A 25,477-nucleotide genomic window follows, 5' to 3' on the forward strand; every position below is an offset into this window, starting at 1 on the left:
CTAGGTCCCGCTCTACAAAGTGGCTCTTTCAGAACCGATGTCCACTTTTGACCAAAGAGGAATCGGAAACTCGGCACGCGGAACGCCCTGGAGACAGCGCCTCCGTGACAGCTTCAGCAATACGATGTCCAAGATGAGCTCGCGATCGGTCGCAATCGTCGGTGCCGGCATCGCCGGCCTCGCCGCAGCCGAACAGTTGACTCGCGACGGCGAGACCGCGGTGACGCTCTTCGAGGGCTCCGACCGCGTTGGCGGCAAGCTCATTGCATCACCGTTTGCCGGTCTGCCGCACGTCGACGAGAGCGCCGACGCCTTTCTCGCTCGGGTCCCCGACGCAACAAATCTGGCAGCAACAGTCGGCCTTGCCGATTCGCTCGTCCATCCCGAAGCTGTGGGCGCTGCGGTCTGGTACGGCCAAATGCATCCAATCCCGGACGGGCTCCTCCTCGGCGTACCCGCAAAGCTGGGCCCGCTCGCACGGTCAGGATTGATCAGCTGGCGAGGAAAGTTCCGTGCCGCCCTCGAGCCAATACTGCCGCGCCAGTCGCTGGCCCATGACTCAGTGGGTCGATACGTTCGCGGACGGTTCGGGGCAGAAGTCCACGAGCGTCTGGTCGACGCTCTGGTCGGCAGCATCTACGCCACCGACACCGATCAGTTCAGCCTTGCCGAAGTTCCGCAGCTTCACGCACTGGCTACCGGCCATCGGTCGGCCTTGCTGGCTGCACGTCGCACACGGGCTGCCGGGACAGCCTCCGCATCGGCCAGCCCAATTTTTGCGAGTCCGACATCCGGAGTCGGTGCCTTGGCGACAGCGACAGCCGAGCACGCTGTTGCCGCTGGACTCGATCTCCGACTGGGCAGCCCAGTCGACACGATCAGAGAGGTCGGCTCCGGAGACGGCTGGGAGTTCGACGGTCAACGGTTCGATGCGGTCATCGTGGCAGCTCCCGCCCGTGCAGCAGCAGTGGCACTCAGCGCCGTTGCCCCGGCGGCAGCAGCGGGCTTGGCCGAAGCGGAGACCGCCGATGTTGTCCTTGTCACACTCCACATCGCCGCCGACGAGTGGCCCGATCGACTCGCCGGCCGGAGCGGTTACCTGATCCCGAAGCCGATGCAACGGTCGATCACGGCTGTCTCGTTCGGAACCCAGAAGTGGGCGCACTGGGCCCCACCCGCCGGCGGCCAAATCCTCCGAGTGTCACTTGGCCGCGATGGAAAGCCGGTGCTCCATCTGAGCGATGAAGACATCATCGCCCGAGTCCTCGACGATCTCCAACTACATCTCGGCGTGCGGTTTACCCCGCGCGAGGTCAGGGTTTCTCGCTGGCCAGGTGCTTTTGCTCAGTACCGGCCGCACCACCGACGTTGGGTGGACGACATCGAGGCCACCCTTCCCGCGGGGATCTTCCTCGCCGGCGCCAGCTACCGCGGCATCGGCGTCCCGGCCTGCATCTGGAGTGGGCAAACAATTGCCGACCAGACTGCACAGTTCGTGCGTTCTCTGATATGACTGTTTGCGATGTGCGCAACTGAGCCGCAGTCCACTTCCGTGGATTCCCCGCTCCCTGAGCCGGCCCAACGATCCAAACGCGCCACCCTCGTTGGTGTCTTCCTTGCTGCGCTTATCACCACCATCACACTCGGTGCTGGTGTTGCCATCGCGCTCAGGGGTGGCGACGATCCCGACACCTTGGCCACGCGCACCGAACCGGCCACCACCACCAGCGCCCCAGCGACCCCTTCACCTGTGCTCTCGGCGCCGACTGCTCCGAGTGTGCCACCGACGACTGCTGCACCAACGACGAACGTTGCCCCGATCACGACCGTTGCCGACATCCTGGCAGGACAGCCGACCGCGCCGATCGCTCCGCCGCCGGACCCGCGTGGCTATGAAGACCAAATCCGGCTCGGTGGGATTTCCATCCCGAAACTCGGTCTCGAGGCGCCCCTTTTCGAGGGCATTCGCCTCACCACGCTCGATAATGGGCCCGGCCACTGGCCTGGAACGGCGATGCCGGGCGAGAACGGCAACGTCGTTGTTGCGGCACACCGGACGAGCCACGGGGCAGCGTTTCGCAATATTGATCAACTTGTCGCCGGCGACCTGGTGCAGTTCAGCACAGCGGCTGGCGTCTTCGAGTACACCGTCACCGGTACGCAGATCGTCACCCCTGATGCCGTCTGGATCGTCGATCAAACCGAGAACGCGACCGCCACACTGTTTGCGTGCCATCCGCCCGGCTCGGTCAGCCACCGAATCGTCGTCAATCTCGAGCTCTTCGAGTAACCGCGCTGCCTCGCGATCTCAAGCGATTTGATTCTTGCGTCCCCACGGTGTTGAGTTATCGCCGTGTCGAGCCGTGACGTTCCGGATGTTGCCCTGTCTCACGGCAGTGCGCCTCGCCACGTCCACGTTCGGCTCGCCCGACCGGCACTGGCCCTCGGCGCCGGAGCGCTGACCGCGTTTTCCCTTCCGCCCTGGGGCTTCTGGCCGCTGGCAATCGTCGGGGTCATACTCTTTGATATCAGCCTCGGAGCGACACCAACTCGGCGCGAACGGCTCCGGCTCGGCACGTTCTTCGGCGCAGGCTGGATGTACCTCGGCATGGGGTGGATGGTCCAGCTCACACTCCCCGGCTATGTCGCAGCCGGCCTGATCTTTGCCTCGTTTCACGGCATCGCGGCAATGGCGGCGCCCACAGGCCCGTGGCGGGTCATTGCTCGACCGGCCGCGCACACCCTGGTCGAGGCACTGCGTTTCTCGTTTCCGTTCGGCGGCGTCCCATTAGCAACGCTCGGTATTTCCCAGGTCGCCGGGCCGCTCTCTGGCATCGCACGTGTCGGCGGAGTGATCCTCATCACCTGGGTCGTGTTCCAAATCGGTTTTGCCCTCGCCGACCGGCACGCGGCACTTTGGAACCTGCCCGCCGCCTTTGCCGAACGTGACTGGTCCGTGCTCCCAAACGCGCTCGGCCGGGCCGCCGTGGTCATCGTGATCGCGCTGTCGTTGATTGCGCCGTCAGGCCGCTCGACCGGGGACACACTCGATGTGGCCGCTGTCCAGGGCGGCGGCGAACAGGGCACCTCGGCGCTCGAAGTCCCGCCGTCACTGGTGACCCAGCGTCACCTCGATGCGACTGCCACGATCCCCACCGGCATCAACCTCGACCTCGTCCTCTGGCCGGAGAACACGATCGACGTCAACGATCGGCGGGCAACGGAGATCTTCGAGGACTTCTCGAATTCAGACATCCGTGACCAGGTCGCTGCTGAGGCAGCCCGGCTGGGCGTTCCAATCGCTGTCGGCATCACCGAAGATGCCCCTGCGGCCGCTGGCCGCAACCGCTACACGAATGCCCACATCTTGGTCTTGGCCAACGGCCAACTCGCCACCCGCTACGACAAGGTGCGCCGAGTGCCGTTCGGCGAATACGTTCCACTGCGCGGCCTGCTCGAACAGATCACGAGTGCGGTCGATGTCGTCGGCGAAGCCGTGGCCGGAACCGAACGCGCCTACCTCGACCTGCCGGCCACGGCCAAGCGCGGCAGCGTGCGTATGGCAACCGTGATCTCGTGGGAGGTCTTCTTCGGCGGGCGAGCCCGCGAAGGCGTGACCGACGGGGCCACCGTCATCCTCAATCCCACCAACGGCGCGAGCTACACCGGCACCATCGTGCAAACCCAGCAGGTCGCATCGAGTCGCCTCCGGGCAATCGAAACCGGTCGCTGGGTCGTTCAGGCCGCGCCGACAGGCTTCACCGCGATTATCAACGCCAACGGCGATGTACTGCAGCGCACGTCGGTCAGCGAGCGGCGCGTCATCTACGCCACCGTCGATCTCCGCACAGGCAACACCTGGTACGTCAGCCTCGGCGACGGCCCGTTCATCTGGCTGTTCGGGCTCGTGTTCACCGCATCGCTGTTGTTGAGCCGCCGCACCGACGACGGACTCGACAACCAGTCCGACGTTGCGCCAGACGAAGCAACAGCCTGAAGCTGGGATCGCTGCAGGTCGCTGCCAGCCAGCCAGGTTCTCCATGATGGAGAGATGATCGATCGCCCAACCACGCCGCGCATCACCCCCGTCGACCTCGGCGCACCCGACGTCGACCCCGAACTCGCGTCCATCCTCGAGGGCGCGCTGACCCACGACGGTGAGCCGCTGAACATCTTCGGTGCCCTCGGCAGACACCCGAAACTGCTCAAGCGGTTCAACCTCCTCGGTGGGTTCCTGCTGAACAAGGGCCTCCTGCCGCCCCGTGAACGCGAGATCGTCATCCTCCGGATCGGCTGGAGGGCCCAAGCCGTGTATGAGTTCGGTCAGCACACCGTCATTGGCAAGCAGGTCGGCCTGAGCAACGCCGAGGTCACGGCGATCACCCAAGACCCCGCTCAGCACGCATGGTCGAGCGACGACCGGGCGCTCCTCGCAATGGCCGACGAGTTGGCCGAGCACGACTGCGTTTCCGACGAGACGTGGGAGTTGCTGTCCACCCGGTGGTCCGAGCCAGAACTGGTGGAACTGCTTATTGTCGCAGGTTTCTACCGCCTCGTATCGGGCTTCTTGAACAGCGCTGGCGTGCAACTCGACAACGGTGTCCCGGGCTTCCCGAGCTGACGTCGACCGGGCCGCCCGTCGGGCCCCGCAGGTCGCCCGGTGTTGCGCCCAGCACAGTGCCCTGATCCAATGGGAGATATGACGGAATACGCCCCACCGCTGACCGACATTCGCTTCGTGCTCGAAGACGTCTGCGACCTGCCCGGGCTGCTCAAACAAGACGACTTCAATCACGTCGAGGCCGACATGGTTTTCGCCGTGCTCGACGAGGTCGGTCGCTTCGCTGCCGAGATCATCGCACCGACGAACGTCGACGGCGACAGGATCGGCGCGCAATGGCACGCTGGCAACGACAAGACCGGCGGCTGGGCGCACGTCACCACACCAGACTCCTTCCGCAGCGCGTACTCGAAACTCGTCGACTCCGGCTTCAACGCCATCCCGTTCGAGCCTGACTACGGCGGCGGCGGCTTCCCTTGGCTCGTTGCACTCGCGGTGCAGGAGATGTTCACCTCGAGCAACATGGCCTTTGCACTGTGCAACCTGCTGACCCAGGGTTCAATCGACGCTCTCCAACATCACGGCTCGACGGAGCTGAAGTCGACCTACCTGCCCAAGATGCTGACCGGCGAATGGTCGGGCACGATGAACCTGTCGGAACCACAGGCCGGATCAGACGTGGGCGCCGTTGCCACGAAGGCCGTGCCGACCAATCGTGGTGACGGGTCGTATGCCATCACCGGGACCAAAATCTGGATCACGCACGGCGAGCAAGACCTCACCGACAACATCATCCACCTCGTTCTCGCCCGCACCCCCAACGCCCAGCCGGGCACCCGGGGTATCTCGATGTTTCTTGTGCCGAAATACCTGCCCAACGACGATGGCAGCCTCGGCGAACGCAACGACGTCGAGGTTGTGTCGATCGAGCACAAGCTCGGTATCCACGGCTCCCCCACCTGCGTGCTGAGCTTCGGAGAGAAGCACAACGTCGACGACAACGGTGCCGTCGGCTGGCTCGTCGGCGACGAGTTCACCGGCATGGCCAACATGTTCACGATGATGAACAACGCCCGTCTCTCGGTCGGCCTCCAGGGCCTGTCGATGGCCGAGATGGCCTACCAGCACAGCCTCGCCTACGCCCACGAACGTCTCCAGGGCTCCGCCCCCGGCGCCGAGCGTGGCGTGCAGAGCCCGATCGTCGAGCATCCCGATGTCCGTCGCATGTTGATGACCCAGCGCGCCTGGATCGATGCGATGCGGTACCTGATGTACTTCAACGGCGCCATGATCGATCGCTCGCGATCTGCCAATGCAGAGGTCGCTGAATGGTCGACGCGCCTCGCCGCGCTGTTGATTCCCATGTCGAAGTCGATCGGTGCCGACGTCGGTAACGAGCTGACGTCGATCGCCCTGCAGATCTTCGGCGGTATGGGTTACGTCGAAGAGACCGGAGCATCGCAGTACATGCGCGACATCCGGATCGCAGCCATCTATGAGGGCACGAACGGCATCCAGGGACAAGACCTCGTGATGCGCAAGCTCGGCGGTGACGCCGGTTCGACCGTCAACACGTTCCTCGACAGCTTCGCCGACACGATTACACGCCTTGCGGCTGACCCCTCGACCTCCACGTTCGCCGCCCAACTCACCGCCAGCTTCGCCGACGCACGTCGTGCCAGTGACTGGCTGAACAGCGCCGACTCGGTCATCGACAAGCTGGGCGGGGCAACGCCGTACACCCGCCTCCTCGGTACGGCGCTGGCCGGCGCGCTGTGCGGCAAGGCGCTGCTTGCGGCCAAGGCCCGCCTCGATGCCGCCGAACTCGGTGACACCGACCGTGCCTTCTACGAAGGAAAAATCGTCAACGCCCGATTCTTCGGTGAGCAGATCCTGCCGGCGACCGCAGGCCTCGCCGTCACCGTGATGGCCGGCTCAGCCGACCTCTTCGCCGTCGACCTCTAGAGCCGTAGTCCTGTCGGGTTTCCGTCTCAAATTTCGAGCATCAGGGTGACCGGGCCGTCGTTCGTCAGGTCGACTTCCATTTCGGTTCGGAAGACGCCTGTTTCGACGGTGGCGCCTGCCTCCCGGAGCCGAGCAATGACGCGGTCGATCAACGGTTCGGCGTGTTCTGGCCGGGCTGCGCCGATCCAACTCGGCCGCCGGCCCTTGCGGGTATCGCCGTAGAGCGTGAACTGGCTGACCACGAGCACCTCGGCTGGCTGACCATCGGCAGCGACGTCAGACAGCGATTGGTTCATCACACCGTCAACGTCGTCCAGGATGCGGAGACCCCAGAGCTTCGCTGCGAGACGGTCGGCGTGATCGGGCGTGTCGTCGTGCGTGGCCCCGATGAGGACGCATAAACCGGGCCCAATGGCCCCTGCCACCTCGAACGGGTGATCAGCTGACGAGCGGCTCCGCACTTCGGCCCGCCGAACACGTTGCACCAGTCCTCGCATGGCCACAGCCTGGCATCGCTGCAATAGATTCATGCGGGTGAACGACGATATCGAGCTCACGCTGTCCGGCGAGAACGGCACCACGACCGTGACCATCGATGCCACGAATGGCGGGCGGATCGTGCAGATCGACCTCGATGGCATCCAACTGTTGATCCCGTCGCCAGCGCTCGAACGTCGTGACTCGACGTCGGTCGCGTGGGGCTCGTATCCAATGGCGCCTTGGGCCGGAAGGGTCAGGGACGGCCGCTTTTCGTTCTTCGGTGTCCACCACAAGCTGCAGCTCAATCACGACGACAGCGGCAACGACACGCCGGGTTACCAGCACGCAATGCATGGCACGGTCATGTCTCGGGCGTGGACCGTCGTCGACCAGACCGCAACGTCGGTCGAGCTGAGTGCACCGCTCGATCAGCCCGATTCTGGCTGGGTGCTCGGTGGCATCGCACACCAGCGCCTCGAGGTGCTCGACGGCCAGATTCGGTGCGAACTGTCCGTGAGCGTTGGCCCCGACGCTGCCCCGGTGCCGGCCGAGGTCGGCTGGCACCCGTGGTGGAACAAGCCCGATCGGCTGACGTTCCACCCTGCTGCGATGTACGAACGGGATTCGATTGGCCTGCCAACAGGGCAGCTCGTCGCACCGTCGGATGGCCCGTGGGACGACTGCTTCATCAACACCGCCCCGGTCACGCTGCACTACGAACGGCCGACCCACCCTGATATTACCCTGAGCTCAGACTGCGATCACTGGGTGGTCTTTGACAGGCCTGGGCACGCAACGTGTATTGAGGCCCAATCGGGTCCGCCTGATGCCTTTAACGTGCGGCCGCGGCTCGTCACCGGCAGCCACCCGCTGCGCCGGACCATGACAATCAGCTGGTGATTCCCTGCCCGCCTGGGGGCAACACGCTGCTGACTGGGCATTCGTCACACTGCGCGAACGGTTGTCATTTCGGGTCGCTCCGTTACCGGACGGTAACAAGGCGCCGATATCGTCCGGCGCATGTCATTAGGGGGAAACCACCGGCTTCTGGACCCCAGCGAGCCACTGAAACTCGCCTACCTCACATATCGAGGTAAACCGCACGTCGGTGGGCAGGGCGTCTACACGCGTCACCTCACGAGGGCTCTGGCCGACCTCGGCCACACGATCGAAGTGCTCGGTGGCCAGCCCTATCCGGTACTCGATGAGCGCGTGCCGCTCACGAAGCTGCCCAGCCTCGACACGTTCAACGACCACTATCCGGGCCGCGTTCCTGGATTCTGGGAAATCAAGAACCGCGACGATCTACTCGAGATGGCGCAGTACCTGACCGGCGTCTTCCCCGAGCCGATGGCCTTCAGCTCGCGGGCCAAGCGCAACCTGCTCCCCCGGGCCAGAGAGTTCGACCTGGTCCACGACAACCAGTGCCTTGGCTACGGGATCCTGAAGATCGAAGAGAAAATTCCCACGATCGTCACGCTGCACCATCCAATCACCAAGGATCGCAAGCTCGAGATGGAGCACGCGAAGAGCCGCTACAAGCGTTGGTCGGTCGGCCGTTGGTATTCGTTCGTGAAAATGCAGGGCAAGGTCGCGTCGCAGTTGCCGCGCATCGTCGTGGTCAGCCAGAACTCGATCGACGACATCCACACCGACATGGGTGTGAGTAAAGACCGCATGCGACTGGTGCCGGTGGGCGTCGACCCCGATTTGTTCAAGCCGCTCGAGGGCGCCACACGTCGCCCGAACCACCTGATCACCACGGCATCGGCTGACGTGGCGCTCAAGGGCTTGCCATACCTCCTCGAGGCCATGGCCAAGCTGCGCACCGAGCGCGAGATCACCCTGACCATCATCGGCAAGCCCCGTCCTGGCCATTCCATGGACCTCATCGAGTCGCTCGGCCTGAAGCCGTACATCGAGTTCGTGTCGGGCGTGACCGATGAACGAATTGTCGAGCTGTACTCCGAGGCCGAACTCGCCGTCGTCCCGTCGCTGTACGAAGGTTTCTCGCTCCCCGCGATCGAGGCAATGTGCTCCGGCACGCCACTCGTCGCGACCGACGGCGGTGCACTTCCCGAAGTCACCGGCACCGACGGCGAAACAGTCTTCGGTTGCAAGGCCGGCGATGTCGACAGCCTCGTCGACGCACTCAAGCGTGCGCTCGACAACCCCGAGGCGCGAGCCCGTATCGGCGCTGCTGGCCGTCAGCGTGTGCTCGAACGGTGGACCTGGCGTCTCTGTGCCGAGCAGACCGTCGAGCAGTACCGCGAGGTACTCGCAATGCCCCACAACATCGCCAAGCTCAAGCGCAACGGCCGAATCTGATCGATCCGGATCACAGGAAGACCCCTTTCACATGTTGACGATCAAGTTCGACAAGCTCGGCCTCGCGCCTGGCGACAGAGTTCTCGACGTGGGCGCCGGTTTCGGCCGCCACGTCTTCGAGTGCGCACGACGTGGCGCCAATGTCGTGGCGCTCGACTACGCCCAAGACGAAGTGGTGCAGACGCGCGCCACCCTCGGCGCCATGGTCGAAGCCGGCGAAATAGACATCGACCGCTTCAAAGGCGTGCTGCGCGGCGATGCCACGAAGCTGCCGTTCGACGACGGCGCTTTCGATGTCGTCATCACCTCCGAAGTGCTCGAGCACATTCAAGACGACGTGGCAGCGATATCCGAGATGGTGCGCGTCCTGAAGCCCGGCGGCATGTTTGCAGCGACAGTCCCGGCATGGTTGCCTGAGAAAATCAACTGGATGCTGAGCGAGGAATACCACGCTCCAATCAGCGTCGGCGGCCACGTACGGATCTACTCCGCCACCGAGTTGAAGGCCAAACTGGTCACGGCCGGTCTCGATCCGCGGGGCACGCATCGCGCCCATGCCTTGCACTCGCCGTACTGGTGGCTGAAGTGTGCGGTCGGCCCGACCAACAACGATCACCCAATGGTCGCGAAGTATCGCAAATTCCTCGAGTGGGACATCATGACGCAGCCCACCTCGACGAAGATTGCTGAGAAGGTGCTCTCGCCCGTACTCGGCAAGAGCATCGTGCTGTACGGGTACAAGCCAGCGAGTATTTCATGAGCACAATTCCTTCGCTCGAGGGCGTCATCACTGCCGACGAGGTTCGTGAAACCGCCGACCAACTCGCGTCGCTGCAGCTGCCAAACGGAATGATTCAGTGGTTCCCTGGCGGCCACAGCGACCCTTGGAACCACATCGAGTCCGCCATGGCCCTCGATGTCGCCGGGCTCCACAAAGAAGCCGAAAGCGCCTACGAGTGGCTCGCCGACATCCAGCGCCCCGACGGCAGTTGGCACAACTACTACCGCCCAGATGGGTCGGTCGAAGACGCCAAGATTGACACCAACGTGTGCGCCTACATCGCCACCGGCGTGTGGCATCACTGGCGCAGCACCTGGGACCGCGGATTCGCCGAGAACATGTGGCCGACTGTCGAGCGGGCGCTCGACTTCGTCCTGAGCCTGCGTCGCGACGACGGCGTACCGCTCTGGGCAGTCGAACCAGACGGCAAGCCATGGGACTACGCGCTGCTGACCGGTACCGCCAGCATCCAGCACGCTCTGCGCTGTGGCGCCCATCTCGGCGAAGCCATCGGTTCGCCCCGGCCCGAGTGGAGCCGTGCCGCTGCCACGATGTGCGAAGTGATTCGCTCGAAGCCTGAGGCTTTTGAACCGAAGACACGCTGGGCAATGGACTGGTACTACCCGGTGCTCACCAGCGCGCTCACGGGAACTGCTGCCAAAATCCGGCTGGAGAGCGGCTGGGATCGTTTCGTGATCGATGGCCTCGGCGTTCGTTGTGTCGACGATGAGCCGTGGATCACCGCATCCGAAACCGCTGAATGCGCGCTGGCGTGTGCCGTGATGGGCGACGTGTCGACCGCGACAGATCTGCTGAAGTGGGTCCGCCCACACCGCAACACATCGGCATCGGGTGCACCGTTGACTGACAGCGACAATGCTGCCTCACCGGGCGCCTACTGGACCGGCATCGTGCACAACTTGAGCGAGCCCAACGGCGGGCCAAGCCGCGTTCTGTTCCCGTTCGACGAACATTCGTCATACACCGCTGCCGCGGTGATCCTTGCCGTCGACGCGATTACTCAGAAAACACAGGCAAGCAATCTTTTCGTCGAGCGCACCGGCTTCCTGGACTCGAGCGACCACTCCTCCATCCGAGAGTCCGCGAGTCCGCGAGTCGAGTAGCAGCCCGCGATCAGACCTCGGCATAGCCGTCGAATTCAACCGGCGAAGTTGGCAGCGATGCGCTGCTGCAGATAGTCCGCTGCGCTGATCGGTTCGTGCCGACCGCTCGGGCTCTCGATCATGGCGTCGCGATCAGCCTGCGCAAAATAGGCGATCGAGTAGCGAGCGTCGAGTGACTCTCCATCAGTCTGGTCGGCTCGGGGCAGACGAACGCGGTGCAAGGTCGACGGAAGCTGGTCGTCGCTCCAGCGCATGAGCATGTCGCCGATGTTGCAGGTAACCGTGCCAGCTGTCGGTTCGACGTCAGTCCAACCGAGCGGTGCATCTGGGTCACGGTTGGCGGCTTCTGCGCCGGGGCAGACCTGGAGGCCATACTCCCCCGCACGTTGATGGAGCAGGGTGAGGCAGTCGTAGTCGGTGTGGGCCCCAGCGCGCCACACACCTGGCTGGCGGTCGGTGGCAGCTATGGGCAGGTAGTGCAGGATGCGCAGCGTCGACTGGTATTCAGGCGAGGTGGGGTCGTGCCGCTGGGTGAAGAAGTCGTCGTCGAACCCAAGCTTGCGGGCGAACGATTCGAGGATGCGCATGGCGAGGTCGCGATTGAGCGATTCGAACTGCTCGAGAGTGGAGCGGAAGCCGTCGATCTCTTCTTCTGTTGGCCAGAGGTCGTGTTCGACCATGCGCGGGATCGTGACCTGGTACGTCTCTTTGTGGTCAAAGGTTCCAGTCGACGGGCGTTTCTGCGATTTGAACTCCCAACCAGCGTTGCTGCGCGGTGGCATTTGACGTCGTTCCTTGACCTCGGTCGGGAGGGCGAAGAAGCGGAGAGACGTGTCGAACGCTGCGTCGATCGCTCCCTGGTCGATGCCGTGGCCAACGACCTGGAAGAACCCGGATTCGGCAGCCGCGTTCCACAGTGCGTCGTCGATGTCGCCCTGCACGACGTCCGGGTCGGACAGGTCGATGATCCTCATGTCGCGTACCACGTTGATGCCTTGACCGCCGAAAGTTCGTTCCTTGGCGAGTTCGGCTTCGACTGATCCGGAAGCGTGCTGGGTCATGACGGTCTCCTCGTTGATTCGAGGGGCAATGACCTGTGATCGGCATCGATCACTGACTGCTTCTACCCGTTGTGAATGGTCACGTTAGCGAACCACCCGTTTCGACCGCGTGAACGATCTCATCACGTCCCGCTCTCACACCGAGGTCAGAACGCGTTCAAGGGATGAGTGTGACCGGGCCGTTTGCCTAAGATCCAACCAATGGACACGAAGCTGGCCCGAACGGTCTTGAGCATCTGGAGTTGGATCGTTCTCGGACTTCTCGTCGGTGTCTTCACGCCCCTCGTTGCAGTCACCCGACTGGTCACGATGCCGTTCGACAAGGGCGCCTACGCAGCCGGCTCTCTCTTCCGCAGGCTGACAAGGATCCACTCGGCACTGAACCCACTCTGGAAGTTCTCGACCTCTGGCACGCTGCCCGACGACATGCGGCGCCCCTACGTCGCCGTCGCGAACCACGAGAGCTTCGTCGACATCTTGCTTATCTCACATCTGCCGACCGAGTTCAAGTGGCTTTCGAAGGCCGAGATCATGAAAATCCCGGTCCTCGGTTGGATGATGCGGTTGGCGCGTGACATCCCACTCGAACGCGGCGACACCACATCGGGCCGCGCTGCGCTCGATCAGGCGCGCGAGCGACTCGCCACGAACGTCTCGGTGATGATCTTCCCCGAAGGCACCAGGTCCAAGACCGGTGAGATGCGCAAGTTCCGGGCAGGCGCGTTCAAGCTCGCGATCGAGGGGCAACATCCGATCCTGCCGATCGCAGTTCACGGCACCCGCGATTGCCTCCGCAAGGACGACTGGCGGCTGGGTCGCGCTACCGCTGAGGTCCGCGTGCTCGAGCCCATCTCGACCGAGGGAATGACCGACGACGACCTACCAGCACTCCGCGCCCAGGTCCGCGCGGCGATCGAGGCAGGCCGTCAAACCCTGCGCGACGAACACGGCTACGTGCCACCGGTGTTCCTCAAGGCCGAAGCGCTTGCTGCCGAGGCACGCGACGCTCAGACCAGCGGGAGCGACCGAGACGCCGACTGATCGTCCACGTCCGTTCGACAACCGACCACGGCATTCATGCCCACACCCGACACAATGGTCAGCATGTTGATCGAGCAGATCCGTTCCGACCTCAACGACGCGACGCGTGCCCGCGACGCCACGACGCAACTCACGTTGCGGTCAATTATCGCTGCCATCCAGGAAGCCCAGGTCGCTGGCGACACGGCAATCACACTCGATGACGACGGCATACTCGCAGTGTTGAAGGCGCAGGCGAAGCGGCGCGTCGATGCCGCCGAGGCATTCGAAGCGGGCGGAGCTGACGAGCGTGGTGCAGCCGAGCGCGCCGAGAAGGTGATCATCGAAAAGTATCTGCCTGCAGCGCTGAGCGAGAACGACGTTGCCGCCATCGTTGACCGCGTGATGGCCGACAACGGCTACGCCGAGAAGTCGGACATGGGCAATGCCATGAAGGCTGTCAATGCTGAGGTCGCCGGCCGCGCTGATGGTCGCATCGTGGCCGACATGGTCAAATCACGCTTGGCGTGACAGCAGCGCCTGACCTCGCCAATCGAACGACGAGCTGATGCTGGTCCCCGTCAGGCTGCTCTTAGCGTTCAAGCCATCGGTTGCTCCGGCACTACTGGTCGCGATTGCTTCGAGCACCGTGGTGTTCAGTGCCACGCCCTTTCTGCTGCCGGCGATTGCTGCCGACCGCGACGTCTCGCTGAGCGTCGTCGGCTGGGTGTCGACCGGACAGCTCGGCGGCTTTGTCGTGGCATCGTTTCTCGCCGGCAGGTTGCTTCGTCCTGAACGGCATGTGTTCATCATCGGTGCCGTCTTGGGCGTGCTCGCAAATCTGTCGTCCGCAGTCGCGCCGAACCTCGCTCTCCTCACGGTCGCTCGCAGTATCAGCGGCCTGTCGCTGGGGCTCGCTGCATGGTTTGGTTGGCAGGCCGCCTTCGGCGACAACGAACGCACCGGCGACGTCGCCGTCATCGGCCCGCTCGTCGGCGTCGTTTCAGCACCAGCGCTGTCGCTGCTGATCCAAACGGCAGGCGTCGACTGGCTCTTCGTCGTACTCGCCGGGATCACCGGCCTGCCATTGCTCTTCGCCCACCGAATCGAGCGGTCGGTCGCGCCCGTCGATCGGGGCGAACGCCATGGCGCAACTCGCGCAGCGCGCCTCATTCTGCTTGCCCTCGGACTGATCACGATGGGTGGCTCGACGGTCTTCGTGTACGCCGCGGCGATCGGAACCCGGTTGAACGGGCTGTCGGCTGGCGTAGTCGCGTTGTTGTTCAGCGGCAACGCAATGGCCGGCATCCCGTCTGCAAAGTGGCAGGGCCGTCGAGGACCCGCTGGGTTGTGGTTCTTCGGTACCGCAGTCTGTGCAGTGCTGATCGCCAGCGTGCGGAACGACCTCGCCTTCGCCATCGGTCTGGTCGGCTGGGGATTCATTTTCTTCATGGGCTTGCCGGCGGCGTTCGGGCTGCTTGCTTCTCGATCGGCCTACCCACAAGAGCGTGCCGGTGATGCGCAAGCGATCATGGCGCTCGGGCGGGTCTTCGGGCCGCTGATCGGCGGCGCGCTCCTGGCCAGCGGATCGAGCACCTCATTGGGCATCGTCGCAGCGGGCATTATCGCCGGCGCTGCGTTGATGTTGCTCTACGCCGATCGCCGCAACTTGCCGCTCCGGCGCTCACCGGTGCCTCTCCCGGCCGTCGCCACCCCATAAGTACTCGTCCCAGAGACACTGCGGCGGCGTTCCCAGCGCTGCGCTGCCAGACTGCCGACATGGACGACAGCACGGCAGTGCTCGCAGCAAACCAGGCGTTCTACGACGCCCACGAGGCTCGAGACCTCAATGCCATGACACACGTGTGGGAGAACTCACCACGAGTGGCATGTATCCATCCGGGCTGGCCGATCCTGCGCGGGTGGGACAACGTGATGCAGAGTTGGGAAGGCATCTTCCGAGGATCTGGCCGAAACCAGTTCATTCTCACCAACGAATCACATGTGGTGATCGGCGACGCGGCGTGGGTGCACCTCGACGAAAATCTGGTCGACACAAACGGCGCTGGCACCATCGCCGCCACGAACATGTTCGCCCGTGCACCGACTGGCCTGTGGCAGTTGATCGCCCACCACGGTTCTCCCGTGATGAATCAGTGACCCTGCACAACTTGTTGAGGTCGTCTCGGTCGCGGCCCCGAGGCTCGGTGTCTTTTGACCGAACCGTCTCGGTCAGACTGATCCGATGACAATCAAACTCGACGCCTGGTCGACCGTTGCCGTCAACCTGCCCGAGCACGCCGACAACGCCATTCACACCGACGCCGGCGCGCGCGCTGCCGGCTTCCCCTCGGCACTCGTCGCTGGTGTCACCGTCTACGCCTACATGACTCACGTTCCTGCTGCGGCGTGGGGTCGCGAGTGGCTTGCGAGCGGTGGCGGCCATGTGCGGTTCCGTACGCCCATACTTGAAGGCGACCGCGTCGACTTCGTTCCGGTCAACGGCACCGTCCAAGCGCGCGTCGCGGGCGCACCACGCTCCGAGTGCGCTGTTTCGTTGGTGGGCTCCCGACCACCGAAGTGCACCGGCGAGGGTGAGCAGCTCGACCCCATCTCATTCGTCGCGGATCAGACCTGGAACGACTACGCCTGGCGCGCCGGCGACGATCTCGCCATCTACGCCGAGGAACAGATCGTGCATCCGGTGACTTGGATGCGCGTGGCCAACGACTTCTTCCACACACAGGTGGTGAGCGGTTCCTGGATCCACGTCCGGAGCGACCTGCAGCACCTCGGCGTCGCATCCATCGGCGCACGGATCGATGCCAGCGCCGTCGTGATCGAACGATTCGACTCGCGTGCCGGCAAGCGGGCAATCCTTGACGTGGCAATCAGCGCCGACGGCTCACCAGTTGCACGCTACGAGCACGAGGCGATCATCGAGTTGCCCTGACCCTTGCCCTGACCCTCATTGCTCGCGGTTCGTTGCGCAGGCCACCGATCCAGCAGAATCGTGCCATATGGCTGCATCGCTCTCGTACGAAGAACTGGTTGCGTCTCGGCGCAGTATCCGTGGCTACAAGCCCGATCCGGTGTCGAAGGAGTTGATGGCCGAAATCATCGCGATCGCGACGCGGGCACCCTCGTCGATGAATACCCAGCCGTGGAACTTTCATGCAATCACCGGTGCACCGCTCGAACTGGTCCGTGAGGGCAATACCGAGCGGATGCTCGCTGGCGCCAAGGTCGATCGCGAGATCAAGGTCGCTGACCACGGCTACCAGGGCGTGCATCGTGATCGCCAGGTCGAAATCGCTGTGCAGTTGTTCGAGGCAATGGGCATCGAACGACACGACAAGGAGATGCGCCAAGACTGGGTCATGCGCGGCTTCCGTCAGTTCGACGCTCCGGTGTCGGTCGTTGTCACGATCGACCGTGAGCTCGCCGATGACACCGTTGCTCACTTCGACTGCGGCGCGGCAACCTACGGGTTGGTGCTCGCTGCCACGTCGAAGGGCTTGGGCTGTGTGATCAACGGCCAAGGCATCATGCAGTCAACGGTCGTGCGCGAGCATGCAAACATTCCCGAAGACCAAGTGATCATGACCTGCGTCGCCATGGGCTGGCCCAACCCCGACTTCGTCGCAAACGACGTGGTGTCTCGCCGTGCCGAAAACACCGACATCGCCAGCTTCGTCGGCTGGGACGACTAACAAACCACCCACACCCACACCCACACCCACACCCGAACATCGCACTTCCCGAAATGGAGATCGCCTCGACGCGCAGGTGACGCGTCGCGGTCTCAGTTTCGGTCGGGAGCGGGATTGGTGAGATCGCTAGGTTCGGAAGATGACTGAGCTGCTGCAGCCGGCGGCAACGAGCTGGTCGCAGCACTTGCTCACGGTTCCGACTCAATCGCGATCTACAGCGGCAGCCCTGGCTACACCTTCGTCCTCAACGAGTTGGCCAAGGTGACCGGCAACGAGGTATTCCGAGACACCGCGGCGCGGCTCGTATGCGAGATGGCTGGTGAGGCAGATCCGATGGGCGCAGGCATCGGCTGGATCGAACCGATTCCCTTCTCCGACATCACCGGCATCACCGGCGAACGCGAAGTGCTCGACCTCAGCATCGGCGCGGCAGGCGCCGGCATCGGCTTCCTCTACGCACATCGGAACGGGCTCGATCCAAACTCGTTGGAGTGGGCAAGGCAAACCGCTGACCGGCTGATCGAAATGTCGGTCGACGGCGAAGGCGGCCCCAACTGGCTGATGATGGCCGACATGCCGTTTCCGTTCGATGCCCCGAACTTCGCGCATGGCGCATCCGGCGTCGGATACTTCCTCGCCGACCTGCACCGCGCGACTGGCGAGCAGCGCTACCTCGACGTCGCCATCGCTGCGGCTGGCTACGTCGAAGCACACACCACGCCATCGGGTGGCGGGCACCTGGTCTGCCACACTGAACAGCAACCTGAGCTCTTCTACCTCGGTCAGTGCCACGGCCCACCCGGCATACCTCGATGTGGCTCGACGCGTGGCAGCCGTGATTGTCGAAGCCAGCACGCTCACCGATGGTCGACGCTCGTGGGAGCAAGCCGAACATCGCAGCCGCCCCGACGTCCCCTTCACCAGCTGAACCCAGATCTGCCGAAATGGGGACCATCTCACATCACTGGTGACGAGAGATGGTCTCAGTTTTGGGTAAATGGTCAGCAGCGGCGCTTGGCTCAAGCTTCGAAGAGGGCAGCGAGGCGAACGAGTGTCGCTTCCATGTTGACCGGGTGCTTCTTCGGGTATCCGGCCAGCTCGATGGCCTTGGGTATCCTCGCCGTCGACCAGTCGAACGTCTCAGTGACATTGGTGGCGGGGGTGCCGTCGACTTCGGTGGCTTCAAGTTCATAACGCCAACGGTGCTTGCCGAAGTGGGCCCAGGCGATCAGTTCGTTCTCTTCGAACTCGACGACCGTGCTGGAGATCTTGTACGGCACGGGCCCCATCTTCATGTCCATCCCAAACTTCGCGCCGAGCTCCAGCCGCGCGCCGTCTCCACGCACCTTTTGAACCATGCCAGAACCGTCGATGTCGGCGTGGCGAGCCGGGTCGGCAAGCACACCGAAGATCGCCTCCGGGGATGCTTTGATCACACGGGAAACGGACACCATCTGCTCAGACATGGTTCAAAGATACGCCACTCTCCAGCGAACTGCATCGCTGTGCAACTGAGGCAGAATGACGACCATGGCAGATCTCGATGCGACCTCAACGCTGCTGACCAGCGTCCGGATCGTCGGCGACGGGCGCGCAGGCGGATCGTTCGCGGGTGCGCTGGCATCGGTCGGCCTCGACGTCGAAGTTGCTGATCGCCACGACCTCTCCGCCGCAGCGGCCGACGTCGATCTCATCCTGATCTGCACGCCTGACGATGTCATCGAGGAGGTCGCTCGGTCACTCGATCCTGGGCCGGCAGCCGTTGCGCACTGTTCCGGTTCCCGACGCCTCGATGTACTCGCTCCGCATCGGCGCCGATGCTCAGTCCACCCACTGATCTCCCTCCCCACTCCGACGATCGGAGCGGCACGCCTGCTCGATGGCTGCCGATTTGCCGTGGCGGGCGACCCAGCCGGCCGTGCGCTGGTTGACCTGCTCGGGGGCATCGCGTTCGAGGTCGCGGACGACGATCGTGCGGCGTATCACGCAACTGCATCGGTCGCCGCCAATCACCTTGTTGCACTCTGTGCCGAAGTCGAAGCGCTGGCGGGTCAGCTCGACATCGACCCAGCCGGGTTCTGGCGAATGATGGAGACGACACTCGCCGACGTCGCCGAACACGGGGCGGCAGCTGCACTCACCGGGCCCGTCGCACGAGGCGATTGGGCAACGGTTCGCGCCCACCTCGAGGCGCTCGAGAACGACCAACGCGAGCCATATATCGCACTGGCGCGAGTGGCCGCACGCGTTGCCGGACGCGTGCTCCCGAGCGACCTCACCTGACGACACCTGACGACACCTGACGACACCTGACTCGCCGGGACGAGGGCCGGCGCGTGCTCAGATAGCGGATCGGCTCGGATATACATGCAGCTCAGCCAGGTGGCATGATCCTGCGATGCCAACAGTCGAAGTGAACGACATCGAGATTTGTTTCGAAAGCTTCGGCCCGCCGGATGCGCCCCCGCTCTTGCTCGTCATGGGGCTCGGCGCCCAGATGATCCTGTGGAGCCCGGGGTTTACCTCAGAGCTACTTGAGCGCGGATTCCGGGTCATCCGATTCGACAATCGCGACGTCGGCCTCTCGACCAAGACCGCTGGTGATCCGCCCGACGTGATGGCGCTCTATGCACAGATGATGGCCGGCGAACCGGTCGAGGCCCCATACAGCCTGTCGACGATGGCCGCCGATGCGGTCGGGCTGCTCGATGTGCTCGGTATTTCCGCTGCGCACATCGTCGGTGCGTCGATGGGCGGGATGATCGTCCAGATGATGGCGATCGAGCACCCGGACAGAGTCCTGTCGATGACCAGCATCATGTCGACGACCGGTGCCACCGATGTCGGCCAGCCCGAAGCATCGGCGATCATGGCGCTCCTCTCGCCGTCCCCGACCGACCGCGATGGCGCGATCGCCTCGAACATTGCGACGTCCCGGATCATCGCCGGATCGTTGTTCGATGAGGCCGAGGCCCGCGCACGCGCGATCGAGACGTATGACCGTTGCTTCCACCCGGAGGGGACGGCGTTCCAGATCGCCGCCATCGCTGCATCTGGGGACCGCACCGAACGGCTGGGCACCCTGAAGATGCCGGCGCTCGTCGTGCATGGGCGTGAAGACTCGCTCGTCACCCTGTCAGGCGGCGAGGCGACTGCTGCAGCTGTGCCCGGCGCCGACCTCGTCGTCTATGCACAGATGGGCCATGACATCCCCGAGATGTACTGGTCCCAGCTCGCCGATGCCATCTTCGGCACGGCCATGCGCGCCGAACACGGCTGACTGCTACCTGATTGCGCGCCGACCGGCCATTGATTTACTTCAGCTGACGGCGCAGCCTTCGAGGTCGCCCTGCTCGCGCCAGTCGCTCAGGATCTCGAAGAACCTCACAGGGCCGGCGCCGTAGTTGCCACTGAAGAAGCCATTGGGATTCTCAGCGACACCTTCGTTGTTGTAGTACCCCGGCGTGCATTCGGCCCGGAACTTCGCGCCGACCCGAGCCTTGTCGTTCATCTCGTCGACCCAGGCTTGCTCACCCTCGGGCGTTGCCTCGATCCGTGATCCGCCGCGTTCCCGCACTTGTCCGAGCATGTACGCGATCTGCACCGCCTGCTCATTGAGCGTCTGCGGGACGTTGACCGTGACAGCGCCCTGGTTAAACCCCATGAAGAAGGCGTTCGGAAAGCCCTCGGTCTGGAGACCGTGCACGGTACGAAGGCCGTCTTTCCACTTCTCGCTGAGCTGGCGACCAGCGCGTCCGACCGTGTCGTAGCCCGCTCGACGGACATGACTGGTGCCGACTTCGAAACCGGTGGCGAAGATGATGCAGTCGAGTTCGATGTGCTCGCCGTTGGCAACGAGGCCGGTCTCGGTGAATCGTTCGACACCCTTGCCGTCGGTGTCGACGAGATGAACGTTCGGCCGATTGAAGGTCGGCAGGTACTCGTCGTGGAAGCAAGGCCGCTTGCAGAACTGACGGTAATAGGGCTTCAGTGACTCGGCGACGTCAGGATCGTCAACGATTTCTTGGGCACGACGACGCACAGTTTCCATCTTGCGGTAGTCGGCCATCTCCATCAGCTCGGCCCGTTCGTCGCGGGTCAATCGTCGACCGAGTTCCTTCGACGCAATCTTGGCAGCGATGCCGGTGAGCTTGCGGAAGATGTCGGTCCAGCCGTCGTTGACGAGGTCTTCATCGTGATCCGCGCCGGTGACAACCTTGTTGAAATTATCCATCCGGCGGTACTGCCAACCGGCCTCTTGGCCTTCAAGAAAGTCGGGCGGAGTTTCGCGGTTGTTGCGCACGTCGACCGACGACGGGGTCCGCTGAAACACGTACAGCTCTTTTGCTGCAGCCCCAAGGTGTGGCACGCATTGCACCGCAGTGGCGCCCGTGCCGATGATCCCGACGCGCTTGTCGGCCAAACCGTCGAGGCCGCCTTCGTTGCTGCCGCCTGTGTACACGTAGTCCCAGCGACTGGTGTGGAACGTGTGTCCGCCGAAGTCGTTGATGCCTTCGATGCCCGGCAGCTTCGGCCGGCTGAGCGGGCCGTTCGCCATAACGATCACGCGGGCGGTCATTTCATCGCCGCGGTCGGTGGTGATCGTCCAGCGGCCAGCGCCGTCGTTCCATTCGGTGTGAGTGACGCCGGTCGACAGCAGGGCGTTGTCGTAGAGCCGGTAGTGCGCAGCGATGTTCTTCGAGTGCTCCATAATTTCGGGAGCAAACGAGTACTTATGCTTCGGGACGTAGTCGAGCTCTTCGAGCATCGGCAGGTAGCAGTACGACTCGACGTCGCACATCGCCCCCGGGTACCGGTTCCAGTACCAGGTGCCGCCGAAGTCGCCGCCCTTCTCAATGACACGGATATCTTCGAAGCCGGCTTCGCGGAGACGGCCACCCATCAGCAGACCGCCGAATCCGCCGCCGATAATCACGACGTCGACGTGATCGGTGACCGGTGCGCGTGCGGCTGCTTGTTCGTAGGGGTCGTCGACGAAGTTCGAGAAGTCGCCGGTGACTTCGATGTACTGCGCGTTGGCGTCAGTGCGGACCCGCTTGTCGCGCTCTTCAAGGTATTTCGCCTTCAGCTCGCGCGGGTCGAAGTCGATGCCGCCCAGTGTTTTTTTCAGCACATCACCAAAGTCGACCATGTTCCACGATGCCACTGTCGAAAGCCCGGTTGCGAGCCGGGCGGCATTAGTCGATGTCTCGGTACTCGCCCTGCACCGTGACGCGCAGTCCGATCGTCGCCGTCTGCCAGATCGCCTCGGTGACATCGGCCAACCCAAGCCATGCGATCAGCTCATCCTGATGCAACGGGAAGGTCCGTGCGCACCCCTTGCTGCGCGGGGTGGGTGGGACATAGCCCGCACCGTGGATTGCTTCGTCGTCGTTGAAGTAGATCGGCTTGTACATGTTGCCGTTCAACGGATTGTCCGCAGCGACTGGGAAGCTCGTGCTGTCATGCCATCCATCGGTCTCGAGCGCCGGGTTGAATCGGAATGCCTTGACGGAGTTCACGTTCGTCGTTGCATGGCCAGACTCGCCGGTCGAAGTCGGATAAATGTTGACGAGTTGGTCGCCTTCACCGGTGAACATGACCTGACAGGTCTTGTCGATCAGGATCCACTTCTCTGCCGAGGTGTCCACACCATCGGGAAGCGAGAGCGAGTCCGCAGCGAAGAGCGTGCCCTCCTCCGCTGAACCGTCCGCCATGTGCGCCCCCGTGACCGTGAGCCCCAGCCCCAGGCGGGCAGCACACAGCAACTGTCGGGTGAGCGGCCCGGAGTCGCCGTCGATGACGAGATCGAGGAATCGGTACGGTGCAAACAGTTCGTTGAGCTTGGTCTGCTGGCGACTGACGACGGCTGCGTCCGAGGCCACGAGCGACGCACCAGTGATGTCGTCGACGTCGTTGTCGATGCACACGTCGAGGAGGTCGCCAGGGTGCAGGACATGTCCGTCGGCCAGACGGTTTTCGGCCACGATTCCCTCGATCGACGCGTCGTCGGTGCGCCCAGCGATCCTGGCAAGAAAATCCCCGGCAAGCACAGTGACGACACACCGGTTGCCGATGTCTTCTGGCTCAGGGGTGGGCGCGGCCAAGAGCGCCACCGTGGTTGTCGAAGTTGTGGGCGGCGTCGTCGTAGCGACAACCGTCGTTGCAGCCAGCTCAGCGGGTGATCCGTCGGCATCGCTGGCGCTGCAACTTACAGAAACAAGGAGTGCGGCCCCGAGGATCCACGCGGCGCGCCTTCTCACCTCATCGACAATACCAACATCAACCCAGCGAAGGCGTGAGGTCCGCGCGCACCTGGTGCGCTTACCTCACGCCTTCAGCTCAAGTTTGCGCGATGATCAGTCGATGGTCGGTGCGATCTGTCTGCAAGGTGGGAATGAGTTCGCAGCCGATTGCCGAGAAATGGACACGAGGGTATTGCAACTCGCGGGCCCTGGTTGCGTGGCCGTCATTGCTGGCGCCGCCCGACCCGGTTCAGACTACTCCGGGGCCTCGGAGCGCGCCCGGCGGCACTACGCCGCGCTCGGCAGCGATGTGGTCGTCGTGCCGGACCCACGCGAATCAGTCAGCGCAGCAGTCGATGCAATGGCCGACGCCGTCTCGCTCATCATCCTTCCCGGTGGATCACCTACGAGCCTGCGCGCAGTGCTGTTCGGTCCGGTCCTCACGCGGCTGCTCGAAATGCACGCGACTGGTGCAGCAATTTCCGGAGCATCTGCCGGCGCCATGGTGCTGTGCAGCCGAATGGTCTGCCCCGGCCGCCCCGGCCCCGAAGTCCAGTCCGTCGACATCGTCGACGGACTCGGACTCGTGAGGGGTCTGGCGCTCCCACACTGGACCCCTGGTTCCGACCGCGGATGGCCGGTACCGGACGACCTCGACCTCTGGGGGCTGCCCGAATGCGGCGGAGTTGTGCTCATTGATGGCACTGCGTATGCGGTCGGCCGCGGCGAACCTGCGTTGCGCCGCGATGGGAAGTGGCAGCCAATTCCGCGCGAGCCGACTGGAGTCCGGCCGGGGCAGGACAACACACATCACCCAAACGGGTAAGTCGGAGCTGACCTCTACCAATTCGCGTCCAGACGTGGAATACTGGCAATCTGATGACCCAAGCTAAACCCGGCGTTCCGCTTCTCTTCGAAGCCCACGCCACCAAGTCGGTAAGCGGAACAACTCGTGATGCCTCCGATGGACGAATCGCCAATCGACTCCGGAATCGCCAGCACGTCATCGATACGTTCATCGAAATGGTTAACGAAGGCAAGGAAACCACACTCGACCACGTAATCGATCGGTCAGGTGTCGCTCGACGATCGATGTACCGGTATTTCGACGACCTGTCCGACCTGTCGATGCAAGTGTTCCGGCATGTGGCCGAAGATGCTGCCGGGGATGCACTACTCGACAATCCAGGGGTGGGTCCGCGGCCCGAGCGGATTTCCGTCTTCGTGTCGGTCCGCCTCCGCACGCTCGCCAAGACACATGCGTTCGGATTGTTGGCTCGCCGCCGCCTGGCCAATATCGACGACGTCCGAAACGGTCTCGCTGTCATCACCAACATCACGCGGGTGCAGCTGGTCAACCAGTTTGAACCAGAGCTGGCAGAGATGGACCCCGAGCGACGCGAACGCGTGATCGACACCATGATCCTGCTGACCAGCTTCGAGAGCTACGACGTGCTGAAGCGACAACTGGACCGGTCGGCCGATGTCGTTGAGACCACGTGGAGCGAGTCCCTCACCACAATACTCAACGCCGGCTGACCTCGGGATTCATCCGCCTGAGACGCTCAGGAGGCGCGCTGCAATCTCGCGCAGCTCGGTTTTCTGGATCTTCGTACCATTGGGCCCGGGAGTCGTGGGGAACTCGTCGATCACGAGCACTCGTACCGGAACCTTGTAGCGGGCAAGCCGTTCGCGGCAGCGGTCGATCGCTGCCGATTCAACGAAACCGGTCCCTGCGCCGACGACGAACCCAACGGGGCGCGCGCCGTTGGGCAGGTCGACGGCGACGACCTGTGCCGCATCGACGGCATCATCATCCATGAGCACTGCTTCGATCTCGGTGGGGCTGACAAGGAACCCGCCCAACCGCAAAACGTCACCCATCCGTGCGATGTACTCGAAGCTGCGGTCACTTTCAGCCTCAGCGAGGTCACCCGTCCGAAACCAGCCGTCGTCGTGATGCTCGGCCGTCAACTCAGCGTCAATGTGTTCGCCGCCTTCGGCCAGATAGCCAGCGAACAGGCTCGGCCCGCGGAGTTGCAGCTCTCCGTGGACGACGCGATACGACGCGTGCGGTGACGACAACGTGCCACCCGCTCGAGTGCGGTGGGTTGCGTCACCGTCGGGGTCGCGCAGCGTAAACAACGCCTGCACCTCACTCATCCCGTACAGACCGGTCAACGTCGCTCCCGTTGCTGC

General features: G+C 63.7%; 24 protein-coding genes and 2 pseudogenes. 20 read left to right on the top strand and 6 right to left on the bottom strand.

Translation table 11 applies throughout. The features are described 5' to 3' along the window. Window positions 1–133: 133 nt before the first annotated feature. From hemG to ACH2EI_RS09380, 5 genes are all read left to right on the top strand, one after another. Complete coding sequence (gene hemG, locus ACH2EI_RS09360) at window positions 134–1,513, top strand: protoporphyrinogen oxidase (RefSeq protein ID WP_395156920.1); 1,380 nt, start codon at window positions 134–136, stop codon at window positions 1,511–1,513. Window positions 1,514–1,552: 39 nt separating this feature from the next. Beyond that, window positions 1,553–2,290, top strand: a complete 738-nt coding sequence (locus ACH2EI_RS09365; RefSeq protein ID WP_395156918.1) for a sortase — start codon at window positions 1,553–1,555, stop codon at window positions 2,288–2,290. A 63-nt stretch (window positions 2,291–2,353) separates the two neighbouring features. After that, window positions 2,354–3,997: an apolipoprotein N-acyltransferase gene (lnt, locus tag ACH2EI_RS09370; protein WP_395156916.1), complete on the top strand. Its 1,644-nt coding sequence runs from the start codon at window positions 2,354–2,356 to the stop codon at window positions 3,995–3,997. A 54-nt stretch (window positions 3,998–4,051) separates the two neighbouring features. After that, entirely contained in the window at window positions 4,052–4,621 is a 570-nt protein-coding gene (locus tag ACH2EI_RS09375; RefSeq protein ID WP_395156914.1) for a carboxymuconolactone decarboxylase family protein, read from the top strand. Between the two features lie 78 nt (window positions 4,622–4,699). Then, entirely contained in the window at window positions 4,700–6,526 is a 1,827-nt protein-coding gene (locus tag ACH2EI_RS09380) for an acyl-CoA dehydrogenase (protein WP_395156912.1), read from the top strand. Window positions 6,527–6,552: 26 nt separating this feature from the next. Here ACH2EI_RS09380 and dtd read toward each other — a convergent pair whose 3' ends face one another. Next, the gene (gene dtd / locus ACH2EI_RS09385; protein ID WP_395155482.1) at window positions 6,553–7,023 is read right to left on the bottom strand and encodes a D-aminoacyl-tRNA deacylase; all 471 of its coding nucleotides are present in this window, start codon (window positions 7,021–7,023) and stop codon (window positions 6,553–6,555) included. Window positions 7,024–7,060: 37 nt separating this feature from the next. On the opposite strand from dtd, the gene ACH2EI_RS09390 reads away from it, so the two are divergent. From ACH2EI_RS09390 to ACH2EI_RS09405, 4 genes are all read left to right on the top strand, one after another. Beyond that, window positions 7,061–7,906 carry an aldose epimerase gene (locus tag ACH2EI_RS09390; RefSeq protein ID WP_395159811.1) on the top strand — a complete coding sequence of 282 codons (846 nt, stop codon included), beginning with the start codon at window positions 7,061–7,063 and terminating at the stop codon, window positions 7,904–7,906. 120 nt (window positions 7,907–8,026) lie between these two features. Next, complete coding sequence (locus ACH2EI_RS09395) at window positions 8,027–9,334, top strand: glycosyltransferase family 4 protein (RefSeq protein WP_395155484.1); 1,308 nt, start codon at window positions 8,027–8,029, stop codon at window positions 9,332–9,334. A 31-nt stretch (window positions 9,335–9,365) separates the two neighbouring features. Beyond that, window positions 9,366–10,094, top strand: a complete 729-nt coding sequence (locus tag ACH2EI_RS09400) for a class I SAM-dependent methyltransferase (protein ID WP_395155485.1) — start codon at window positions 9,366–9,368, stop codon at window positions 10,092–10,094. After that, complete coding sequence (locus ACH2EI_RS09405) at window positions 10,091–11,239, top strand: prenyltransferase (RefSeq protein ID WP_395155486.1); 1,149 nt, start codon at window positions 10,091–10,093, stop codon at window positions 11,237–11,239. Before ACH2EI_RS09400 ends, ACH2EI_RS09405 begins: the two co-directional genes overlap by 4 nt. 35 nt (window positions 11,240–11,274) lie before the next feature. Here the strand turns inward: ACH2EI_RS09405 and ACH2EI_RS09410 are convergent, their stop codons facing one another. Then, window positions 11,275–12,300 (bottom strand): isopenicillin N synthase family dioxygenase, encoded by a 1,026-nt coding sequence (locus ACH2EI_RS09410; protein WP_395155487.1) that lies wholly within the window; start codon window positions 12,298–12,300, stop codon window positions 11,275–11,277. Between the two features lie 201 nt (window positions 12,301–12,501). Here ACH2EI_RS09410 and ACH2EI_RS09415 point away from each other — a divergent pair, with 201 nt between their 5' ends. From ACH2EI_RS09415 to ACH2EI_RS09445, 7 genes and pseudogenes are all read left to right on the top strand, one after another. Then, the gene (locus ACH2EI_RS09415; protein WP_395155488.1) at window positions 12,502–13,341 is read left to right on the top strand and encodes a lysophospholipid acyltransferase family protein; all 840 of its coding nucleotides are present in this window, start codon (window positions 12,502–12,504) and stop codon (window positions 13,339–13,341) included. Between the two features lie 36 nt (window positions 13,342–13,377). Further along, window positions 13,378–13,851, top strand: coding sequence for a GatB/YqeY domain-containing protein (locus tag ACH2EI_RS09420; RefSeq protein ID WP_395155489.1), 474 nt, complete (start codon window positions 13,378–13,380; stop codon window positions 13,849–13,851). Between the two features lie 37 nt (window positions 13,852–13,888). Next, complete coding sequence (locus ACH2EI_RS09425; RefSeq protein WP_395155490.1) at window positions 13,889–15,040, top strand: MFS transporter; 1,152 nt, start codon at window positions 13,889–13,891, stop codon at window positions 15,038–15,040. A 59-nt stretch (window positions 15,041–15,099) separates the two neighbouring features. Then, window positions 15,100–15,480, top strand: a complete 381-nt coding sequence (locus ACH2EI_RS09430) for a nuclear transport factor 2 family protein (RefSeq protein WP_395155491.1) — start codon at window positions 15,100–15,102, stop codon at window positions 15,478–15,480. A gap of 85 nt (window positions 15,481–15,565) precedes the next feature. After that, entirely contained in the window at window positions 15,566–16,273 is a 708-nt protein-coding gene (locus ACH2EI_RS09435) for a hypothetical protein (protein WP_395155492.1), read from the top strand. A 67-nt stretch (window positions 16,274–16,340) separates the two neighbouring features. After that, the gene (locus ACH2EI_RS09440; protein ID WP_395155493.1) at window positions 16,341–17,033 is read left to right on the top strand and encodes a nitroreductase; all 693 of its coding nucleotides are present in this window, start codon (window positions 16,341–16,343) and stop codon (window positions 17,031–17,033) included. Window positions 17,034–17,243: 210 nt separating this feature from the next. Continuing rightward, a pseudogene (locus ACH2EI_RS09445) lies at window positions 17,244–17,780 on the top strand (lanthionine synthetase LanC family protein); the annotation flags it as partial. 272 nt (window positions 17,781–18,052) lie between these two features. Here ACH2EI_RS09445 and ACH2EI_RS09450 read toward each other — a convergent pair. Further along, on the bottom strand, window positions 18,053–18,499 hold the full coding sequence (locus tag ACH2EI_RS09450) for an SRPBCC family protein (RefSeq protein WP_395155494.1): 447 nt from the start codon (window positions 18,497–18,499) through the stop codon (window positions 18,053–18,055). Window positions 18,500–18,563: 64 nt separating this feature from the next. On the opposite strand from ACH2EI_RS09450, the gene ACH2EI_RS09455 reads away from it, so the two are divergent. Both ACH2EI_RS09455 and ACH2EI_RS09460 read left to right on the top strand, forming a co-directional pair. Next, window positions 18,564–19,316 carry a DUF2520 domain-containing protein gene (locus ACH2EI_RS09455; RefSeq protein WP_395159813.1) on the top strand — a complete coding sequence of 251 codons (753 nt, stop codon included), beginning with the start codon at window positions 18,564–18,566 and terminating at the stop codon, window positions 19,314–19,316. Between the two features lie 115 nt (window positions 19,317–19,431). After that, window positions 19,432–20,313, top strand: a complete 882-nt coding sequence (locus tag ACH2EI_RS09460; protein ID WP_395155496.1) for an alpha/beta fold hydrolase — start codon at window positions 19,432–19,434, stop codon at window positions 20,311–20,313. A 39-nt stretch (window positions 20,314–20,352) separates the two neighbouring features. Here the strand turns inward: ACH2EI_RS09460 and ACH2EI_RS09465 are convergent, their stop codons facing one another. Both ACH2EI_RS09465 and ACH2EI_RS09470 read right to left on the bottom strand, forming a co-directional pair. Then, a complete protein-coding gene (locus tag ACH2EI_RS09465; protein WP_395155500.1) occupies window positions 20,353–22,185 on the bottom strand; it encodes a flavin-containing monooxygenase in 1,833 nt (610 codons plus the stop codon). Between the two features lie 46 nt (window positions 22,186–22,231). Beyond that, window positions 22,232–23,296, bottom strand: coding sequence for a L,D-transpeptidase (locus tag ACH2EI_RS09470; RefSeq protein ID WP_395159815.1), 1,065 nt, complete (start codon window positions 23,294–23,296; stop codon window positions 22,232–22,234). A 199-nt stretch (window positions 23,297–23,495) separates the two neighbouring features. On the opposite strand from ACH2EI_RS09470, the gene ACH2EI_RS09475 reads away from it, so the two are divergent. Next, complete coding sequence (locus tag ACH2EI_RS09475) at window positions 23,496–24,104, top strand: Type 1 glutamine amidotransferase-like domain-containing protein (protein WP_395155498.1); 609 nt, start codon at window positions 23,496–23,498, stop codon at window positions 24,102–24,104. 53 nt (window positions 24,105–24,157) lie between these two features. Then, entirely contained in the window at window positions 24,158–24,817 is a 660-nt protein-coding gene (locus tag ACH2EI_RS09480) for a TetR/AcrR family transcriptional regulator (protein ID WP_395152779.1), read from the top strand. A gap of 9 nt (window positions 24,818–24,826) precedes the next feature. Here the strand turns inward: ACH2EI_RS09480 and ACH2EI_RS09485 are convergent. Next, window positions 24,827–25,477: pseudogene (locus ACH2EI_RS09485) on the bottom strand (hypothetical protein); the annotation flags it as partial.

The organism is Ilumatobacter sp. (assembly GCF_041688325.1).
GTDB lineage: Bacteria > Actinomycetota > Acidimicrobiia > Acidimicrobiales > Ilumatobacteraceae > Ilumatobacter_A.

Coding starts and splice junctions, on each gene's coding strand:
- ACH2EI_RS09380 (WP_395156912.1), top strand. CDS start 4,700: ATGACGGAATACGCCCCACCGCTGACCGACATTCGCTTCGTGCTCGAA.
- ACH2EI_RS09450 (WP_395155494.1), bottom strand. CDS start 18,499: ATGTCTGAGCAGATGGTGTCCGTTTCCCGTGTGATCAAAGCATCCCCG.
- hemG (WP_395156920.1), top strand. CDS start 134: ATGAGCTCGCGATCGGTCGCAATCGTCGGTGCCGGCATCGCCGGCCTC.
- ACH2EI_RS09425 (WP_395155490.1), top strand. CDS start 13,889: ATGCTGGTCCCCGTCAGGCTGCTCTTAGCGTTCAAGCCATCGGTTGCT.
- ACH2EI_RS09415 (WP_395155488.1), top strand. CDS start 12,502: ATGGACACGAAGCTGGCCCGAACGGTCTTGAGCATCTGGAGTTGGATC.
- ACH2EI_RS09410 (WP_395155487.1), bottom strand. CDS start 12,300: ATGACCCAGCACGCTTCCGGATCAGTCGAAGCCGAACTCGCCAAGGAA.
- ACH2EI_RS09465 (WP_395155500.1), bottom strand. CDS start 22,185: ATGGTCGACTTTGGTGATGTGCTGAAAAAAACACTGGGCGGCATCGAC.
- ACH2EI_RS09375 (WP_395156914.1), top strand. CDS start 4,052: ATGATCGATCGCCCAACCACGCCGCGCATCACCCCCGTCGACCTCGGC.
- ACH2EI_RS09480 (WP_395152779.1), top strand. CDS start 24,158: ATGACCCAAGCTAAACCCGGCGTTCCGCTTCTCTTCGAAGCCCACGCC.
- dtd (WP_395155482.1), bottom strand. CDS start 7,023: ATGCGAGGACTGGTGCAACGTGTTCGGCGGGCCGAAGTGCGGAGCCGC.
- ACH2EI_RS09430 (WP_395155491.1), top strand. CDS start 15,100: ATGGACGACAGCACGGCAGTGCTCGCAGCAAACCAGGCGTTCTACGAC.
- ACH2EI_RS09455 (WP_395159813.1), top strand. CDS start 18,564: ATGGCAGATCTCGATGCGACCTCAACGCTGCTGACCAGCGTCCGGATC.
- ACH2EI_RS09420 (WP_395155489.1), top strand. CDS start 13,378: ATGCCCACACCCGACACAATGGTCAGCATGTTGATCGAGCAGATCCGT.
- ACH2EI_RS09440 (WP_395155493.1), top strand. CDS start 16,341: ATGGCTGCATCGCTCTCGTACGAAGAACTGGTTGCGTCTCGGCGCAGT.
- ACH2EI_RS09435 (WP_395155492.1), top strand. CDS start 15,566: ATGACAATCAAACTCGACGCCTGGTCGACCGTTGCCGTCAACCTGCCC.
- ACH2EI_RS09395 (WP_395155484.1), top strand. CDS start 8,027: ATGTCATTAGGGGGAAACCACCGGCTTCTGGACCCCAGCGAGCCACTG.
- ACH2EI_RS09405 (WP_395155486.1), top strand. CDS start 10,091: ATGAGCACAATTCCTTCGCTCGAGGGCGTCATCACTGCCGACGAGGTT.
- ACH2EI_RS09400 (WP_395155485.1), top strand. CDS start 9,366: ATGTTGACGATCAAGTTCGACAAGCTCGGCCTCGCGCCTGGCGACAGA.
- ACH2EI_RS09460 (WP_395155496.1), top strand. CDS start 19,432: ATGCCAACAGTCGAAGTGAACGACATCGAGATTTGTTTCGAAAGCTTC.